Below are 17,644 nucleotides of genomic sequence, written 5' to 3'. Positions count from 1 at the left end.
GCAAACGTACTCTTGCGCCAGCAATAAATCGTAAATCGTAAGTCGTACATCGTAAATTTCTACATGTTTAATCAAAAAGTAGCTTGGATAACGGGGGCTTCGTCGGGAATTGGCGAGGCGCTGGCGGTGGCATTGGCCCGGCAGGGTGCCCGTTTGGTGTTATCGGCGCGGCGTGAGGACGAACTTCAGCGCGTGGCTCTGGCCACCGGCCTGCCCGCTGAAGCCGTACTTGTGCTACCCCTTGACGTGACCGATGCGGACGACCTGGCCGAAAAAGTCCAGACCGTATTGGCCCGATTTGGACGCATCGATTACGTGTTCCAGAATGCGGGCATCACCCAGCGGAGTCTTGTGCAGAACACCGACCCGAGCGTGTATCAGCGCCTGATGGCGGTAAATTTCTTTGGTCCGGTGGCCCTCACGCAAGCCATATTGCCCCACATGCTGGCACAGAAAAGCGGCCATTTTGTGGTCACCAGCAGCGTGGCAGGCAAGATAGGCGTAAAACAGCGGTCGGGCTATTGTGCGTCTAAACATGCCCTGCATGGCTTTTTCGACGCCCTCCGCGCCGAAGTAGCCAACAGTGGCCTGCGCGTCACGATGGTCTGCCCCGGTTATATCCGCACACCCATTTCCAGTAGCGCACTTAGCGCGAGTGGTGAGGTTTACGGCAAATCGGATAAGGCGCAGGAACAGGGAATGCCCGCCGACGAATGTGCCCGCCGTATACTGAAGGCAGTGGCATCGGGTCGGGAAGAAGTGTACATCGGTGGTGTTGAAACCTGGGGGATTTACCTCAAACGCTTCTTTCCTGCCGTTCTTTCCAGGATGCTTCGGAACCGGGCCGTTGAGCAATAACTACGTTTGTTATGATAAAACCCTACCTCCAACTCATGCGCCCGGCCAACCTGCTGACCGCCGCCGCCGATATTCTGGCAGGAGCCTCGCTGGCTCCGCTGGCGGGTCTGCTGTCGCCGTTCAGTTCAGGGCAACCCGTGTGGTTATTAGTGCTATCGACCATAGGGTTATATGGTGGGGGCGTGGTGCTCAATGATGTCTTCGATGCTCAACTGGACGCCGTTGAACGGCCCGAACGCCCCATTCCCAGCGGGCGGGTGCCGGTTGAGCAGGCCTCGGCACTGGGCGTGGGTTTGTTGGCTCTGGGCATTACATTGGCTTTTTTCTATGGTCAAACCAGCGGCTGGCTGGCTTTGCTAGTGGCGGGGCTGGCTGTTTTCTACGACCGGTTTGGCAAGCACCAATCCCTGTTCGGCCCCATCAACATGGGCCTTTGCCGGGGCGTAAACTTGCTCTTGGGTGTTAGCGCAACGGGGGCGGGGGCGGTGCACCAACTGTGGTGGCTGGGCATTGTGCCGATGATCTACATCGCGGCCATCACCATGATCAGCCGCGACGAAGTACACGGTGGCAAACAGCGCACGCTCTATTTCGCCGGGTGTTTATATCTGCTGGTGAGCGCCTGTCAACTCTGGATGGCGTCCCGTGCGCTGACCCTGCCCATCACTATCGGCTTCGTGCTGCTACACCTGATCCTGATTGGTCGCCCGCTGCTGACGGCCATTCAGAATCCCGTTGGCCCCAACATTGGTAAGGCCGTGAAGGCGGGGGTACTGTCGCTGATTGTTATGGATGCCGCCTGGGTGAGCGTGTCGGGCAATTGGCCGCTGGCCCTGGGGGTACTGCTACTGCTGCCCTTATCCATTCCCGTAGCGAAATATTTCGCCGTCACGTAACGAGCGAGGCTTATTGCAACCAGCCGCCCGTGAACCCGGCCCTGGTCAACCCACGGCGGATGTGTGGACTTTTTTTCATCAGGTTCCAGACAAAACCCGTCCGCAGGTTTTCGGCCATGAGCATAATGGGCCCCTGGTCGATGCCCAGATAATCGACATCAAACCAGCCCTGCGTGGTCGGGCCATTGGCAAAGCGAGACGGGTAGCGGTAGGTAGGATTAAACGCATCGCGAAAGCCGTAGAGACCATAGAGTTTTGCTCCGTAGCGAGCTTTCATGGCTCGTAGTGCAGGCACGCAGATTTCCGGGGCAAACGGCAACGACCCACCCGCCGCCGTGGGGGCAATCGTACCATCGTCAACTATGCCAGTTGAGGCTGCGCCCCGCGCCCGATAGGAGAAAAATTGCCGTCCACCCGCCAGTGTATCGGCGGGGCCATCGCAGGCGGTGAGGCCCCAGATGGTGGGACCGTAGTCGGTCCAGCCTGCTTTGTTGGCCACACAATAGGCCCGGTTGGCGTAGGTAGCCAGGCGGGAGTTTTCGTGGTAGTCGAGCCGCTTGTCGCGCATGTAGGCATCTTGAATACCCCGGAAGTCGATCCAGCAGTGCGAATACTGATGCCCAAACAGCGGGTCGAAGTTGATGTGCTGAAGGCCGTTGTAGGTGGTAAATTGGTAGGTCTTTGTCCAGGCGGTCCAGGCTTCCGGCGCCACCGGGTGCGTGGGCGAACCCAGCGCTAACACATAGAGCAGCATGGCTTCGTTATAGCCTGTCCAGTCGCTCTTGATAAAGCCCGTTTCAGGATGCCAGCCCATAGCTACGAGCGGGGTTCTTTGTTGAAAAAACGTCCAGTCGGCGCGGCCGTAGATCGTCTCGGCCAGGGTACGAATCTCGGTTTCGGCAGGCGTATTTTGGTCGAAATAGGCCTGCACGCTCAGGATACCACCCAGCAGCAAAGCCGTGTCGATGGTCGACAGTTCGACCTGCTTAAAACGTTCGCCCGTTTTCATATCCAGGAAATGGTAGAAAAACCCTTTGTAGCCCGCTATGCCCGTGGCCTGCGCTGACTGTGGCGCATTGGCGAAAAAACGGAGTGTGGCCAGGGTGCGGTCTGACGCCTGCGTACGGCTGATGTAGCCCCGTTCTACACCCACAAGGTAGGTGGTAAGGCCAAACCCCACGGCGGCAATGCTGCTGAACGAAGGCGACGGCGCACGGTCGGGTACAAGGCCATTTTGGGGGTTAGTGGTTTCCCAGAAGTACCGAAACGTGTCGCGCTGAAGACTGTCGAGAAACGTATTATCGGCAGCAGTTGCCGAGTAAGTAGCTGGCACTGTGGTCGTTACCACAGGTTGTGGTTGCGTATTGGGCTGGCAGCTTACGGCCATACACAGGGCAGTGCCCATGCCCAGCGCGGCGATAATGAGTTGATTCATAGGGCAATATAGCGCCCTGATTTGTTTGTCACCTGCCTGGTGTTCTTGTCTGTAAAGAGCTTGTTGTCAAGCGTGAGGTAGCCTCTCGCCCGACAACAAGCTCTTTACCCAGCACGATTAACAATTCACCGCCTTACCCCTGCTGCCGTTTTTCGCGCTTTAGCTGGCGACGGGCCAGGACACGCTGCCGCTTTTCGGGCGACATGGCGGCTAGTTTAGCCTGCCTGTGTTCGCGGTGAGCCTGCCGGAATGCTTTCCGTTCCTGCGGCGACATGGCATCGAGCTTTGCTTTCATTTCGGCTTTGCGAGCCATTTTTTGTTCCGGTGTCAGGCGTGGGTGGCCAGAATAAACCGGCTGGGTTTGGGCGAAGGTAGCGGCGGTGGCCGTAGCCAGCAGGACCATGCCCGTGAGCATCAGTTTGCGAAGTGTCATTTGTTCTATTGGTTTAATTGGCTGTTGGACGAATAAAGGGCGACAAGGTTTAGCCAGGCCGTTTTTATAGCGTAGACATGGGTAAGCAACCGTAAATTTGACTTTTGTTTTCAGCAACAACCGATGAAATGAACGCAGTCCAACCACCTTTAGAACAGTCTTTCAGCGTACCGTTTACCTACGCTGTCCACTTTACCGAACACCTGTTTGCCCCTCAGAATCCACTCTTTCGTGACTACCTGAGCCAGCCCTCGCCGACGGGTCAGCCTAAGAGATTACTGTTTGTCATCGACGCGGGTGTACTCAGCGCCCACCCTACCCTGACTGCCGAGGTTGCCGCGTACGTAGCGGGCATTCCCACGGCTACCCTTGTTACCCAACCTATGGGCGTACCCGGTGGCGAGGCGGCCAAGAATGATCCCGCACTGGTCGATCAGCTCATCGACGCCATAGACCAATACGGCATCGACCGGCACTCATATGTCATTGGCATTGGGGGCGGGGCCGTGCTCGACCTCGTGGGCTACGCCGCCGCCATTGCCCACCGGGGCGTTCGGCACATCCGCATCCCGACCACGGTGCTGTCGCAAAACGATTCGGGGGTGGGCGTCAAAAACGGGGTCAACTACCGGGGCAAGAAGAATTTCATTGGCACGTTTGCGCCGCCCGTGGCCGTGTTCAACGACGCCCATTTCCTGACCACCCTCGACGAGCGCGATTGGCGGGCGGGCATTGCCGAGGCCGTAAAAGTGGCCCTAATCAAAGATTTGGCCTTTTTTGAATGGATCGAAGCCCAAGCCGAGGCCCTCGCCCACCGCGACGCTGAAGCCATGAGCGGGCTTATCTACCGCTGCGCCGCCATGCACATGCAACATATTTCGGGCGGCGACCCCTTTGAGCAGGGTTCGGCCCGGCCCCTCGATTTTGGGCACTGGGCAGCGCACAAACTGGAGTACCTGACCCATTTCAGCGTCCGCCACGGCGAGGCGGTAGCCATTGGCATTGCCCTCGATACGGTCTATTCGCAGCTGGTCGGGCGCATTTCGGCCCACGACGCCGAGCGCGTTCTGCATGTATTTGGGCAGCTTGGCTTCGACCTGTTCCACCCCGCCCTAGCCGAGAACAACTCGGAAAACCTGCGCCGCGGCCTCACCGAATTCCAGGAACACCTCGGCGGCCAACTCACCATCACCCTCCTCGACGCACTGGGCACCGGCATCGAAGTCCACGAGATGGATTTTGAGCTTATTCAGCAAGCAGTGGAGAGGTTGGAGAGTAAACTAATGTACAATGAATAATGTACATTGTACATTGTTCATTGTACATTAACTTCCCCAAATGATACTCGGCTACTGCACCAACATCCACCCCGGCGAGGCGTGGGACGATCATTTTAAGCATCTCCGCGAGCAGGTACCCGCCGTGAAGGCCGCCGTTAGTCCCGACAAGCCCCTGGCGCTGGGCCTGCGACTGGCCAATCTGGCGAGTGTTGATCTGATGCAGCCTAAAAGGATGTCTGAGTTTAAGGCGTGGCTGGCCGAAACGGGCTGCTACATCTTCACCATGAACGGCTTTCCCTACGGCGGCTTCCACCACGAACGCGTGAAAGACGACGTACACAGCCCCGACTGGACCACCGCCGACCGCGTTGACTACACGATTCGGCTGTTTCGACTACTGACTGAACTGCTCCCCACCGACGAAACCGAAGGCGGCATTTCCACTTCGCCCCTCTCCTACCGCCTCTGGTGGCCAACCCCTGCCGCCCGCCAGGAGGCCATGCAAACCGCCACCGAGGCCATGCTGACGGTGGTGGATGAGCTGATCCGGCTGCGGCAAACGACGGGCAAAATCATGCACCTCGACGTGGAACCCGAACCCGACGGCCTACTCGACAATTGCGCCGATTTTGTGGCCTGGTACACCACCGTGCTCCGCCCCGCCGCACAAACCTATCTGGCCGAAAAACATGGTTTTACTAAACAAGAGGTTGATGGAGCGCTGTATGACCACGTGCAACTTTGCTACGACGTCTGCCACGTAGCGGTGGCTTATGAAGAAATCGACACGGTGCTGGCCTCCCTCGCAACCGCCAACATCCGGGTAGGAAAAGTGCAGATCAGCTCGGCGTTGCAGATTGATTTTACGGATGATGCAGCCGAAAAGCTCGCTGCCATCGGGGCCTTCAACGAACCCACCTACCTGCACCAAGTAGTAGCCCGCCTCACCGACGGCACCCTCACCCACTTCGCCGACCTACCCGACGCCCTCGCCGCCTACGACGCCGCCACCCACCGCGAATGGCGCATCCATTTCCACGTCCCGCTGTTCATGGAACGCTACGGCCTGCTCGGCTCCACCCAAGCCAGCGTAGTAGAAGCCCTACACCGCCAGCACACTACGCCCTTCACCAACCACCTCGAAATTGAAACCTACACCTGGGGCGTCCTCCCCCCCGACCTCCAAGCCCCTATCAGCAAATCGATTAGTAGGGAGATTGCGTGGGTAGGAGGAATTTTGAAGCATAACTAGAATTAGATTTACAGTGCATTAGCATTTTAGTTATTTTTCAGCTATATTAATTGCTGTATATCGCCTCTTTAAACTAAAGCTTAATGACTTCTTACGATTTCAATGAACACAGGCACAATTTCGCCACTTGGACAGCAGCGAGGGCTAGTCAGAGAGGCTTCGCCAAAACACCTATTATAAAAACAGCAATTGAATCGTCTGGCCTAAGAAGATTTGCAGAAATGGAACTTGATGACTCTTCAACTGATTTCGAATCCTTCCACAAATCTTGCGCTTTTGATCTAATTGATTCTTTTAGAAATCAAGATTTTTCCGACGTATCCTATGGTAGAGCGGCTAAAATAATCTCTATTTATCTCAAAACATCTGTAATACTAACCAGTAAGGGAGATTGTAGGAAGAGCCGTATAATTCATCCTCCAATTGACAATATTTTATTAACTAAAATTGCCTCAATATATCCAAGTTTACGACACTTGAAGTCCGTAAAATGGACCACTCTCAGTGAGAATGCATATTGGTCATTAGTAAAAGAGCTTAAATCAGAATTCACTCCCTTCGATTGGACTCTTGAAAGGTTTTGGCAACTGGAAGTATCATAATAGGTTAGCCTTTCTAAAATTTAAAATTTATCAGAGCCTCTCTATCTCGTCAACATCCAACCCCGTCGCCTTAGCAATATCTGAAATCGAAATACCTATTCCTTTCAACCTAGTGGCAATTTCCATTTTCTCTTCTTCTCGTTCTAAGACAATTACTTGGCGCTTACCAACTTCAATCTTGGCCTGCTCCCACTCTTCAGGGCTGATGTTTTCCTGCTGAATAATTTCAGAGGCTCTTTTTACGCCTACGTTGTCGATATTGATCTGTGGATTTTGGGGACTGTGAATGCTTTCGTAAATCAAATCCAGCCAGTCACGGTAATTGAGTGGAGTGTCCTGATCTTTGTAGTTAGGGTTAAGATAAATCAGCTCGTGATTGAAGATTTTGCGCTCGTCACCTTTCAAATTTTTCGGGTTTAAGGAAGATATCAAAACCTCATCTTTAATGAATTCACCCGTTTTTTTATTGATTTTATATGGGGCCGTCATGACCACAATAGTATATACCGTTTTCTCGACGGTATAGTCATCAGCCGTGCGTTGTTGCTCAGTAATGGCTTGCAAATGATAATGCAAAAAACGATCAAAATTATGATCGTACTCTACTTTTTGAATCTCAATTATAATCCGCTTTTTGATATCTTCTGCGAAGATATCATACTTGAAGTTGATGCTTCCCAACTTGGGTGAAAATGCTTTTTCGGTTTCAATAGTATCGGGATCAACGTCGATGCCGACAATGTCTTTCACGAACGCTTTGAACACGATTTTATCCGTGAATGCTTTCTTGAAGAATACTTCATTATCAAGTCGGGCAATAGTCATGTTTCGCTGGCGAATGGGTAGGTTGTAAATTTACGTGTTATTTTTGATTTGTCCTCGTTGTGAACTACTTGATTTACACCTACTTACCCTATGAACAAGACCGTTGTTATTGATATTGTTGGCCTGAGTGCCAGTGTGCTAGGCGAACATACGCCGTTTTTGCAGCAGTACATCGCCAAGCGGCGGCTGACGTATGTGAGGCCGGTGCTGCCCGCCGTGACCACCACGGCGCAGAGTTGTTACGTGACAGGCAAATGGCCTTCCGAGCACGGCATTGTGGGCAATGGCTGGTATGACCGGCAGGACGCCGAAGTGAAATTCTGGAAACAATCCAACCGGCTGGTGGCCGCGGAAAAAATCTGGGAACGCGCCAAACGTGACGATCCTAGCTTTACCTGTTCCAAGATGTTCTGGTGGTATAACATGTACGCGGCGGTCGATTATTCGGTCACGCCCCGGCCCCAATACCACGCCGACGGCCTGAAAATGCCCGACTGCTACAGCCACCCCGCCACCCTCCGTGACGAACTGCACGCCAAATTCGGCACCTTCCCCTTGTTTAGTTTCTGGGGGCCGCAAACGAGCATCAAATGCTCGCGCTGGATTGCCGACGCGTCGATGTACGTAGATGATAAACATGACCCCACGCTCACGCTGATTTACCTCCCCCACCTGGATTACGGCCTGCAAAAATTCGGTGTCGATTTCACCAAAATCGGCGCTGATCTGCGGGAAATAGATGAGCTGGTGGCTGAACTGGTCAAGTTCTACGAGCAAAAAGGGGCCGAGGTGATTCTGTTGTCGGAGTACGGCATCAACACGGTGTCGCGGCCTGTGTACATCAACCGTGCCCTGCGTGAGGCGGGTATGATTGCGGTGCGGACCGAAGTAGGCCGCGAACTGCTCGATGCGGGGGCTTCCGCCGCCTTTGCCGCCCCCGACCATCAGATTGCCCACGTCTACGTGAGCGACCCGGCCAACGTTCCGCGGGTGAAGGCCCTGATCGAAGCCCTCCCCGGCGTGGCCGAGGTGCTGGACGAGGCAGGAAAACAGGCACATCACCTCGACCATGAGCGGTCGGGCGACCTCGTAGCCGTGGCCAAACCCGACAGTTGGTTTGCTTATTATTATTGGCTCGACGACGCCAAAAAACCCGATTACGCCCAACTCGTAGACATTCACCGCAAGCCCGGCTACGACCCGGTAGAACTGTTTATGGACCAGACGAACCCCTTGATTAAGGCCAAAGCGGGGTATAAACTGGCCCGTAAGTTGCTGGGTTTCCGGTATTTGATGAACGTCATCTCGCTGGACGCCACGCTCGTGAAAGGTTCGCACGGCGGAGTGGACATCGGCAGGGAATATTACCCTGTGCTCATCACCGACCAACCCACACCCCAACCCGAAATCGAGGCCATCGACGTGTACGACGTAATCTGGCAGGCCCTAACCAAGCCGGTTTTGGCCCCGAATGCTTAATTTTGGGGGAAAAGACGTTGGATAATGGACGTTGGCTATTGGATAGTAGAACCCTTGCAGCATCTAGTGTCCAATATCCAACGTCCAATAGTCAGCTACACAGTTCATGCGCCAATCAGAGATCAACTTCACTGTCGAATTAGACAATCAGAATGTACCCGATAAAATCTATTGGGACGCTACCGAGAACCCCAACGAAGGCCTCAACGACACCAAAGGCGTGTCTATTGCCGTGTGGGACCATTACCACCGCAACACCCTCAAGATCGACCTGTGGACGAAAGACATGGAAGTGGGCGACATGAAACGCTTTATGATCGAGATTATGGGCGGCATTGCCAGCACCGTCCGCACCGCCACCGGCGATGCCTCTATGGCCGACGATATTGACAACCTGTGCCGTAATTTAAGCAAGCGCGTGGAAGAAGAATTCCGCGCCGAGAATCAGAAGAAATAGTCATCAGATTCTGGATATTGGACGTTGAAAAGTAGACGTTTGAATATCTAACGTCCAACGTCTAGTCATCCCCCATGCGTAACTCCATCTTACTCCTGCTAACCTGCCTCATTACCCTGTCTGCCGTGGCGCAGAAGGGTATTGCGTTTGTGCAGGCACCTATCAATTCGGTGTTTAAAACGGCGCAGGCGGCCCGCAAACCCGTTTTTGTGGAAATTTATTCGCCCTCGTGCCACGTCTGCCAGAGCTTTATGCCCACCCTGGCCGACAACCGCGTGGGCAAGTCATACAACGGCAAGTTTATCAGCACCCGCCTCGACGTCGATCAGCCCGCCACCCGCGCGTTTCTCCAGTCGAAGAAATTCTATATCCCGTCGCTGCCCCTGTTTTTGTATTTCAGCCCGGAGGGTGAGCTGATTCACTTCGCTATGAGCCAAAATTCGACCGACGAGGTGATCCGCCACGGCAATAACGCCACCACCCCCGCCGCCCGGTCGGCAGGCTGGAAACAACGCTACGCCGGAGGTGACAAGTCGCCTAATTTCCTCATCGACCTCGGCATGTTCAGCCGCGTCACCGGCGATACGGTTACGAACATGTCCGCGATGGAGGATTACGCCAAACAGCAACCCGCCAACACCCACAGCAACAATACCAACTGGCTGGTGCTCCAAAAGATCATCCTCGACATGGACAACCCGCTGGCCAAGAGCCTGGTGAGCAACATCGGCATCTTCAAACAGCAGTATGGCAAAGCGGCCGTCGACGTAGCTGAAAATATCCTGATGTCGTCGTTGTACAGCAGCCGCGGCGCCCGGTTTGCTCCTGCCCAGATCAAGCAGGTGTATGAAGGCCTCGTTCGCATTGGCATCGACCCAAATCTGGCGGGATCACGCACGCTGCTGCCCGAAGTGAATGCCTATTTCAAACTGAAACAGGGCCAACGTGCCGCCGAACGCATGGACAGCCACGTGGCCACCCATTCGCTGGTGGCTGCCGAATACCTCTACGTGGCCAAGCTCTTTAACCGCAGCAGCCCCGACACGGCCGACGTACCGTACCTGACAAAGTGGATCAACAAGGCGCTTTCCCTAAAGACAACCGCTGGCGAGCAGGCCGACCTCTACTACGAACAGGCCGACGCCCTCCGCCGCGCCGGCCGCACCGCCGACGCCCGCAAAGCCGCCAACCGCGCCCTTGAACTAGCCCAGGCTAACCACATCGACACGAAACGTAACGTCAAGCAAATCAGCGAACTGAAATAAAGCCCCCTAGCCCATGCGCACCAATTGGACCCGCGACGAGGTAGCGGCTATTTACAACAGCCCCGTTCTCGACCTTATTTATCAGGCCGCTACCATCCACCGGCAGCACCACGACCCGCAGGAAGTGCAGGTCTGTACGCTGCTGTCGGTCAAGACGGGCGGTTGTCCTGAAGACTGTGCGTATTGCCCGCAGGCGGCGCGGTACCATACGGCTGTGCAGACGCATAGGCTACTAGAGGTAGACGAGGTGCTGGAAGCGGCTAGTCGGGCGAAGGCAACGGGCAGCAGCCGGTTTTGCATGGGTGCCGCCTGGCGCGAGGTGCGCGACAACCGCGACTTCGACAAGGTACTCGACATGGTTCGGGGGGTCAATGCCCTGGGACTGGAGGTGTGCTGTACGCTGGGGATGCTCACCGAAAGTCAGGCCGAGAAGCTCAAAAGCGCGGGGCTTTATGCCTACAACCATAACCTCGACACCAGCGAAGATTTTTATAACGACATCATCACCACCCGCACCTATGGCGACCGCCTCGACACGCTCGGCCACGTTCGTGAGGCAGGTATTTCGGTTTGTTCGGGGGGCATCATCGGCATGGGCGAGTCGCACCACGACCGGATCGGGATGCTGCTAACACTGGCCACGCTGCCGCAACACCCTGAATCGGTGCCGGTTAACGCCTTGGTGCCGGTAGAAGGCACGCCGCTGGAAGATCAAGAACGGGTATCGGTCTGGGAAATGGTACGGATGATTGCCACCGCCCGCATGCTCATGCCCGCCGCCATGGTTCGGCTCTCGGCGGGACGGGTGCGGATGACCGTGGAAGAGCAGGCGCTGTGTTTTCTGGCCGGGGCCAATTCCATCTTCGCCGGCGACAAGCTCCTCACCACCCCCAACCCCGATACGGATGCTGATTTGCAACTGTTTCAAACGCTGAACATCAGGCCGAGGAAAGCGTATCAAGGGGTTTGATTTACGATGTACGACTTACGATTTTTGCTTACGCCAGAGCAAACCCTGGCGTAAGCAAAAATCGTAAGTCGTACATCGTACATCGTAAATCAAACCCCTTCCTTCTTAAACCTTCCCTTCAACCGGTTCCACGCGATCAGGTAGGCGTCTTTGTCGAAGACGCGGGAGTCGAGGCGGGCCTGGCGGAGCAGGTAGAGGCCCACGGGCAAGAGTACGGCATTGGCCAGCCAGGCACCCATCGGCACGGGCCACGCGCCGTCTTTGGCAAACTTATCGCCCAGGAGGGTGAGTACGTAGAGGACGATAAAGAAAAGGATGGATACCAGCACGGGCAGGCCGAATCCACCCTTACGGATGATGGCCCCCAACGGCGCACCAATCAAAAACATGATGAATACCGAGATGGCCTGCGTGAACTTGTGGTGGCTTTCCAGGTCATACTGGTACGAACTCTTCTGTTTCTCAGCCAGGTACGTAATGTTCGACTGGGCGTAGGAGAGCATGTTTTGCGAGTGCATAAGAGCCTGTTGATCGATCTCTACCGGGTTCGACGTGCGCAAAGGCCGGGCCAGCAGACTATCAACCCAGGGGCCATCTTTCACCCGTTTCGCCTTCACCACCTCGTCGGCCCGAAACTGGTAGGTGTAATAGTTACGCGACGAACTGGCCACGCTCAGGCTGGCCCGTTTAGCCTCCCGTTGCAACGAGTCGGTGATGGTGGTCAGTTCCGACAGCGTCTTCATATAGGGGTGATACTCAAACTGTTGCTCATCGGTGCGGTGCAGTCCGAACGACTCCATGCTGATCACCAGTTTATAGTGCTTGAAGGCGTTGCGCATAAACTGCGACGCCTTGCCCCCCCCGGCACCATACGACACCGACCGGCTGTCGCTGTATTCCTGATAATCGTTGCCGTCGTTCAGTTCAAACACGAGATATGACCGGCTGGGGTCGACGTACATCTTGCCCGACTTAGCCAGGATAATCTCGCGGTTGCCCGTTTCCACGCCCGACGTGTTGTGTTTATAAATTACCAGCCCGTTCAGGCCAACGCCGTCGTTGTCTTTCGTGTCAACTTTAATGCTGTAGCCGGGCAGGTCATTATAAAAAATTCCTTCTTTGAGGTTGAGGGTTGCTTTCGCATTTTTAACATCATACAACAAACTGAATGCCTTCAGGTTGGCCCAAGGCGACACGCGGTTGTTGAACCAAAACGAGAAGAAAGCGAAGCCTACGGCCAGCAGAATCAGGGGGCGCAATACCCGCGTAAGCGAAATACCGGCGCTTTTCATGGCCGTCAGCTCAAAATACTCGCCCAGGTTGCCAAACGTCATCAGCGACGAGAGCAGTACGGCCAAAGGCAGGGCGGTAGGAACAGTGAGCACGGCAAAGAAATACAGCAGCCGCGCAATGGTCATGAAGCCAATATCTTTGGAAACGAATTCCTCGATATAGAGCATTAGCAGGCGCATCATGAAAATAAAGATGACGATGGCCAGCGTGAGAAAGAAGGGGCCGAAGAATGACTTCAGCACCAGTTTATCAATTTTTTTCACCTACTATACCTGAATAAACCGAATGGACGAACCGGCGTGTGCCCGCTCACGTACCTAACGCCGGGCGGGGTGATCCTTGTTCAGCCTTCATGCGTCGTTACACATTTTTAACGGTTTCACGACCCCACAATCTCTTTTAGCTTGTGAATCATCCCGTCCCACATGTCCTGAAGATCATCTTCGTCGGTATTAGTTGAATAGTCGGTGATTTTCAGGTAGGTAGCCTGGGTTAGCTCGCTCACGTCGAGCCTGAAATCGACATAGTTGGTGTCGTGGCCATTATCGCCGGTGTTTAGAAACTCGAAGCGGACACTCTTGTTCTGGCGCAGTGACGTTTGGCGGGCGGGGTGGCTTTCATCGTCCCAGATAAAATCATACTTGTGTTCAGGCATGGTATTGACCTTAGCGGCAAACCACTGCGATAGCCCCGACGCCGAACTGATGTAGGGAAAAAGCACTTTGGGCGATGCCCGCAGTTCATATTCGGTAGTAAACTTAAATTTCTCCATGATGGGGAGCGGCAAAAACTCGTGGACACTAAGCTGTTTAACTTCCATTATCCTCAGGCAATTACGGTTGATCGGTCCTGAAACTGGACTTACCAAGGGGGAAGGTTTTGGCAAGGTAACAGAAAAAAGGTACCAAAAACAAGGTGGCTTCCTTGACCAAACAAATTAAAGCCGTACTTTTGCAGAACGATACGGCGGGGTAGCTCAGATGGTTAGAGCGTAGGATTCATAACCCTAAGGTCGGCAGTTCGATCCTGCTCCCCGCTACTGAATAAAAATACTAAAAACCGCTTCTGGAGGCGGTTTTTGGCGTTTATAGGCTACCCGCATAGCAGCTATTCGATGGGACAGTCGGGCGGCTTTAATCTTGTTTTAATATCTTTGCCCACCCTAGCCTCCAGTTGTTTGCTGACAGGCCAACAGTAGGTAAGATGTTATGAACTCTACAGGCCCGTTTAATACGCTCAGGCAGTACCAACCAGCTCAGTTCCGGCACGACATACCGGCGGGCATTTCCGTATTTCTGGTGGCCCTCCCCCTCTGCCTCGGCGTGGCGCTGGCCTCAGGGGCACCCCTCTTCTCTGGCCTGGTGGCAGGCATTATTGGTGGCCTGGTGGTGGGCAGCCTATCGGGTTCCGAGCTCAGCGTGAGTGGACCAGCGGCCGGCCTTGCCGTCATCGTGGCCGAGTCGATCACCAGCCTGGGCTCATTCGAGGCGTTTTTGGTCGCGGTGATCCTGGCGGGCGTGCTTCAGCTTGGTCTGGGGCTGATCAAGGCCGGGCGGTTTAGCAGCCTATTTCCCGACAGCGTAATCAAGGGTATGCTCGTGGGCATTGGCATCGTGATCATGCTCAAGCAGATACCCCACGCTCTGGGCCGCGACAACGATTACGAAGGCGAATATGAGTTTAGCCAGTTGGCCGATGGCGAAAATACGGTATCTGAAATCTACCGGGCAGTCGTAACGGCTAGTCCAGGAGCAATACTCATCAGCGTTATCTCGCTGATGCTGCTGATCTTTTGGGAACGGGCGGCCGGGCGGGGCCTCAATTTCTTTAAGAATCTGCCTGCGGCCCTGCTGGTTGTGGTACTGGGGGTGGGCATCAACCAGCTTTTTCGGCTCTATTACCCCGACTGGTACCTGGGCGACAACAATGAGCATATGGTGCGTATTCCGGTGTTTAAGGCCGGGCAGAACGTCTCGGCCATCTTCGATTTTCCTGATTTCAGTATCCTAAAAAAGCCTGCTGTCTACACCGTGGCGGCCACCATTGCGCTGGTAGCCAGCCTCGAAACGTTGCTAAACCTGGAGGCATCTGACCGCCTCGACCCTCTGAAGCGGCAGTCGTCGCCCGACCAGGAACTGATCGCCCAGGGTATTGGCAATATCACCTCAGGGCTGCTGGGTGGGTTACCTATCACGTCGGTAGTGGTGCGCACGTCGGCCAATATTTTTGGGGGTGGCAAAACGCGGATTTCCACCATGCTGCACGGCCTGCTGCTGCTGGTGGCGGTGGCCCTGCTGGGGTCGGTACTGAACCATGTTCCGCTGGCCTGCCTGGCAGCCTTGTTGCTGGTGGTAGGCTACAAACTGGCCAAACCGAGCCTCTTCGTGAGCATCTACCGCGACGGCCTCAACCAGTTTGTTCCCTTCATTCTGACCGTCGTTGGCATTGTTTTCACCGATCTGCTGGTGGGCATTTTGCTGGGCACCGTCATTGGTATCCTCTACGTGCTCTACACCAATTCGCAGGCCACGTTTCGGGTAATTCGTGATGGTAACAGGGTGCTGATTAAGCTTCAGAAAGATATGTATTTTCTGAGCAAACCCCGCCTGAAAGAAGCCCTCCGTAACCTTAAACGGGGCGATTCGGTTTACGTTGACGGTCGGCACGCCAACTTCATCGACCACGACATTGTGAATATGCTGACGGATTTTGAAGCCATAGCCCGTACGCAAGGCATTGACTACGAGTTAAATGAGATTTTTCTTAAACAACGCTTAACCCAAAACCATGCAAACCTACGAGAAGCTATTACTGGGAAATAAGGCCTGGGCGCAGGATCAACTAGAGCTAGACGAAACCTATTTCAACACGCTGGCATCAGGACAGAAACCCAAGTTTTTATGGATTGGCTGCGCCGACAGCCGGGTACCTGCCGAAAGCATTACGGGTGCCCAACCTGGTGAGATCTTCGTGCACCGCAACGTGGCCAACCTGGTCATCCACACCGACATGAATCTGCTGAGCGTGTTGCAGTATGCCGTGGAGGTACTTAAGGTGGAACACGTCATCGTATGCGGCCATTACGGCTGTGGCGGCGTGAAAGCGTCGATGACTCACAACGACCTGGGCCTGATTAACAAGTGGTTGCGCAACATTAAAGATGTCTACGCCCAACACGAAGCCGAAGTGGCGGCTATGCAGGATGAGGAGGCCCAGGTAGATCGACTGGTAGAGCTGAACGTGATGGCGCAGGTACAAAACCTGGTAAAAACGTCGATCATTCAGTCGGCCTGGCATTTCGAGCAGCGGCCCACGATTCATGGCTGGGTATTTGGCCTGAACACCGGCCTGCTCACCGAACTGGTCAAGTACGACTACACGCACGAGGTGGAATCTATCTTCCGCTACGATTTCTCACAGGGCACTGTGCGACATCGGTAGGCCGCGTGTGGCTCAGTGCAAAATCGCAAACAGCAATTCTTTCAGAATATCGCCTTCCGATAGGGTAGCCGTGTCGATGCCTTTGGCCTGGGCGTCGGCGCGGCGGATGGCGTGGATGATGTCGGCCACTTTCACGAGCGGAAACGTGCGGGCGGCGGAGAGGTAATCTTTCACGAAAAACGGGTTTACACCCAGCACCGGAGCTAGTCCGCGTTCGCTCTGGTCTTTGCTGGCCTGCACCAGCAGCACCTTGCTGAAATACTGAAACAACTGCGCCAGGATCACCACCAGCGGGTTGTCTTTGGCGTTTTGCCCGAAATAATCGACAATGCGGTTGGCCTTCAGCACGTCGCGCTGGGTGATGGCTTTTTGCAGTTCGAAGACGTTATACTCCTTGCTGATACCCACAAACCGCTCGACGGTGGTAGCCGATATTTCTTCGTCTACGCGCAGGTTGAGGAGCATCTTGTCTACTTCGCCCGCCATGCGTTTCAGGTCGTTGCCAATGGCATCGACCAGCATCTGGCAGGCCTTGGGGCTGATTTTGGTGCCCCGCCCCCGGCAATACTCCCCTACCCAGTCGACAAGCTTGTTGTCGTACATTTTCTTGGCGTTGACCAGTACGCCCTTACTGCCGAACGCTTTCACCCAGGCTTTGCGCTCGTCGAGCGGTTCGTTGTGGAAGATGGCCAGCACCGTGCTGGCCAGCGGCTCCATGGCGTAGCCTTCCAGCAGTTGCTGCCCCGACTTGTCTTTGATGCCACCAATCTGCTGCGCCTCTTTTACCAGCACCAGCTGCCGTTCGGCCATGAACGGGTAGCGCCGGGCGTAGTTGAGCACTGCCCCCACGTCGGCGTCTTTTCCGAAGAGCACAAACTGATTGAACCCCCGCTCGGCCACGGGCACGACCACTTTTTCCAGCTCGTCGGCAATGCGGTCGAGGTAATAGGGCTCATCACCGTGGATGAGGTAAACGGGCGCAATTCGCTTGTTGCGAATATCTTTCAGGACGGAATCGACGGAGGACAACTGATTTACGATTTACGAGGTACGAATTACGATTTTTGCTGACGCGAAAGTTCGTGCGTCAGCAAAAATCGTAATTCGTACCTCGTAAATCGTAAATCTTATCTCCTAAATCATTTGTCCTTTTTTTTG

17 protein-coding genes and 1 tRNA gene are annotated in these 17,644 nt (G+C 54.7%); 12 read left to right on the top strand and 6 right to left on the bottom strand.

Annotation, left to right across the window (positions count from 1 at the left end; all coding sequences use genetic code 11):
- Window positions 1-63: 63 nt before the first annotated feature.
- The gene (locus J2I48_RS06145) at window positions 64-858 is read left to right on the top strand and encodes an SDR family oxidoreductase (RefSeq protein ID WP_207334520.1); all 795 of its coding nucleotides are present in this window, start codon (window positions 64-66) and stop codon (window positions 856-858) included.
- Window positions 859-869: 11 nt separating this feature from the next.
- Complete coding sequence (gene eboC / locus J2I48_RS06140) at window positions 870-1,754, top strand: UbiA-like protein EboC (RefSeq protein ID WP_207334519.1); 885 nt, start codon at window positions 870-872, stop codon at window positions 1,752-1,754.
- A 10-nt stretch (window positions 1,755-1,764) separates the two neighbouring features.
- On the opposite strand, the gene J2I48_RS06135 is transcribed toward eboC, so the two are convergent.
- A complete protein-coding gene (locus J2I48_RS06135) occupies window positions 1,765-3,189 on the bottom strand; it encodes a glucoamylase family protein (RefSeq protein WP_207334518.1) in 1,425 nt (474 codons plus the stop codon).
- A 133-nt stretch (window positions 3,190-3,322) separates the two neighbouring features.
- Window positions 3,323-3,622: a hypothetical protein gene (locus J2I48_RS06130; RefSeq protein WP_207334517.1), complete on the bottom strand. Its 300-nt coding sequence runs from the start codon at window positions 3,620-3,622 to the stop codon at window positions 3,323-3,325.
- A 128-nt stretch (window positions 3,623-3,750) separates the two neighbouring features.
- On the opposite strand from J2I48_RS06130, the gene J2I48_RS06125 reads away from it, so the two are divergent.
- From J2I48_RS06125 to J2I48_RS06115, 3 genes are all read left to right on the top strand, one after another.
- Window positions 3,751-4,920: a 3-dehydroquinate synthase gene (locus J2I48_RS06125; RefSeq protein WP_207334516.1), complete on the top strand. Its 1,170-nt coding sequence runs from the start codon at window positions 3,751-3,753 to the stop codon at window positions 4,918-4,920.
- Window positions 4,921-4,960: 40 nt separating this feature from the next.
- Window positions 4,961-6,154: a metabolite traffic protein EboE gene (gene eboE / locus J2I48_RS06120; protein WP_207334515.1), complete on the top strand. Its 1,194-nt coding sequence runs from the start codon at window positions 4,961-4,963 to the stop codon at window positions 6,152-6,154.
- An 83-nt stretch (window positions 6,155-6,237) separates the two neighbouring features.
- Window positions 6,238-6,756: a hypothetical protein gene (locus J2I48_RS06115; RefSeq protein WP_207334514.1), complete on the top strand. Its 519-nt coding sequence runs from the start codon at window positions 6,238-6,240 to the stop codon at window positions 6,754-6,756.
- Window positions 6,757-6,786: 30 nt separating this feature from the next.
- Here the strand turns inward: J2I48_RS06115 and J2I48_RS06110 are convergent, their stop codons facing one another.
- Complete coding sequence (locus tag J2I48_RS06110; RefSeq protein ID WP_207334513.1) at window positions 6,787-7,581, bottom strand: PD-(D/E)XK nuclease family transposase; 795 nt, start codon at window positions 7,579-7,581, stop codon at window positions 6,787-6,789.
- Window positions 7,582-7,671: 90 nt separating this feature from the next.
- Between J2I48_RS06110 and J2I48_RS06105 the strand changes: the two genes are divergently transcribed.
- The 4 genes from J2I48_RS06105 (at window position 7,672) to bioB (ending at window position 11,752) form a co-directional block, all read left to right on the top strand.
- Window positions 7,672-9,060 (top strand): alkaline phosphatase family protein, encoded by a 1,389-nt coding sequence (locus J2I48_RS06105; RefSeq protein WP_207334512.1) that lies wholly within the window; start codon window positions 7,672-7,674, stop codon window positions 9,058-9,060.
- Between the two features lie 106 nt (window positions 9,061-9,166).
- A complete protein-coding gene (gldC, locus tag J2I48_RS06100; protein ID WP_207334511.1) occupies window positions 9,167-9,517 on the top strand; it encodes a gliding motility protein GldC in 351 nt (116 codons plus the stop codon).
- 74 nt (window positions 9,518-9,591) lie between these two features.
- Entirely contained in the window at window positions 9,592-10,782 is a 1,191-nt protein-coding gene (locus J2I48_RS06095; protein ID WP_207334510.1) for a thioredoxin family protein, read from the top strand.
- A gap of 13 nt (window positions 10,783-10,795) precedes the next feature.
- Window positions 10,796-11,752 carry a biotin synthase BioB gene (gene bioB / locus J2I48_RS06090; protein ID WP_207334509.1) on the top strand — a complete coding sequence of 319 codons (957 nt, stop codon included), beginning with the start codon at window positions 10,796-10,798 and terminating at the stop codon, window positions 11,750-11,752.
- 89 nt (window positions 11,753-11,841) lie between these two features.
- Here bioB and J2I48_RS06085 read toward each other — a convergent pair whose 3' ends face one another.
- The gene (locus J2I48_RS06085; RefSeq protein WP_207334508.1) at window positions 11,842-13,308 is read right to left on the bottom strand and encodes an LptF/LptG family permease; all 1,467 of its coding nucleotides are present in this window, start codon (window positions 13,306-13,308) and stop codon (window positions 11,842-11,844) included.
- A 116-nt stretch (window positions 13,309-13,424) separates the two neighbouring features.
- Window positions 13,425-13,817, bottom strand: a complete 393-nt coding sequence (locus J2I48_RS06080; protein ID WP_207334507.1) for an START-like domain-containing protein — start codon at window positions 13,815-13,817, stop codon at window positions 13,425-13,427.
- A 193-nt stretch (window positions 13,818-14,010) separates the two neighbouring features.
- On the opposite strand from J2I48_RS06080, the gene J2I48_RS06075 reads away from it, so the two are divergent.
- The 3 genes from J2I48_RS06075 to can all read left to right on the top strand — a co-directional run bounded on the left by J2I48_RS06075 (window position 14,011) and on the right by can (window position 16,486).
- Window positions 14,011-14,084: transfer RNA gene (locus J2I48_RS06075), tRNA-Met, on the top strand.
- A 169-nt stretch (window positions 14,085-14,253) separates the two neighbouring features.
- Window positions 14,254-15,867, top strand: coding sequence for a SulP family inorganic anion transporter (locus J2I48_RS06070; RefSeq protein WP_207334506.1), 1,614 nt, complete (start codon window positions 14,254-14,256; stop codon window positions 15,865-15,867).
- Window positions 15,833-16,486, top strand: a complete 654-nt coding sequence (gene can, locus J2I48_RS06065; RefSeq protein WP_207334505.1) for a carbonate dehydratase — start codon at window positions 15,833-15,835, stop codon at window positions 16,484-16,486. The genes J2I48_RS06070 and can overlap by 35 nt, the downstream gene beginning before the upstream one ends.
- Before the next feature lie 12 nt (window positions 16,487-16,498).
- Here the strand turns inward: can and holA are convergent, their stop codons facing one another.
- Entirely contained in the window at window positions 16,499-17,515 is a 1,017-nt protein-coding gene (gene holA / locus J2I48_RS06060) for a DNA polymerase III subunit delta (protein ID WP_207334504.1), read from the bottom strand.
- Window positions 17,516-17,644 lie beyond the last annotated feature (129 nt).

Origin of the sequence: Fibrella aquatilis, from assembly GCF_017353255.1 — a bacterium.
GTDB lineage: Bacteria > Bacteroidota > Bacteroidia > Cytophagales > Spirosomataceae > Fibrella > Fibrella aquatilis.
The sequence above is the reverse complement of the archived record's forward strand: the minus strand, read 5'-3'. Positions and strand labels throughout refer to the sequence as shown.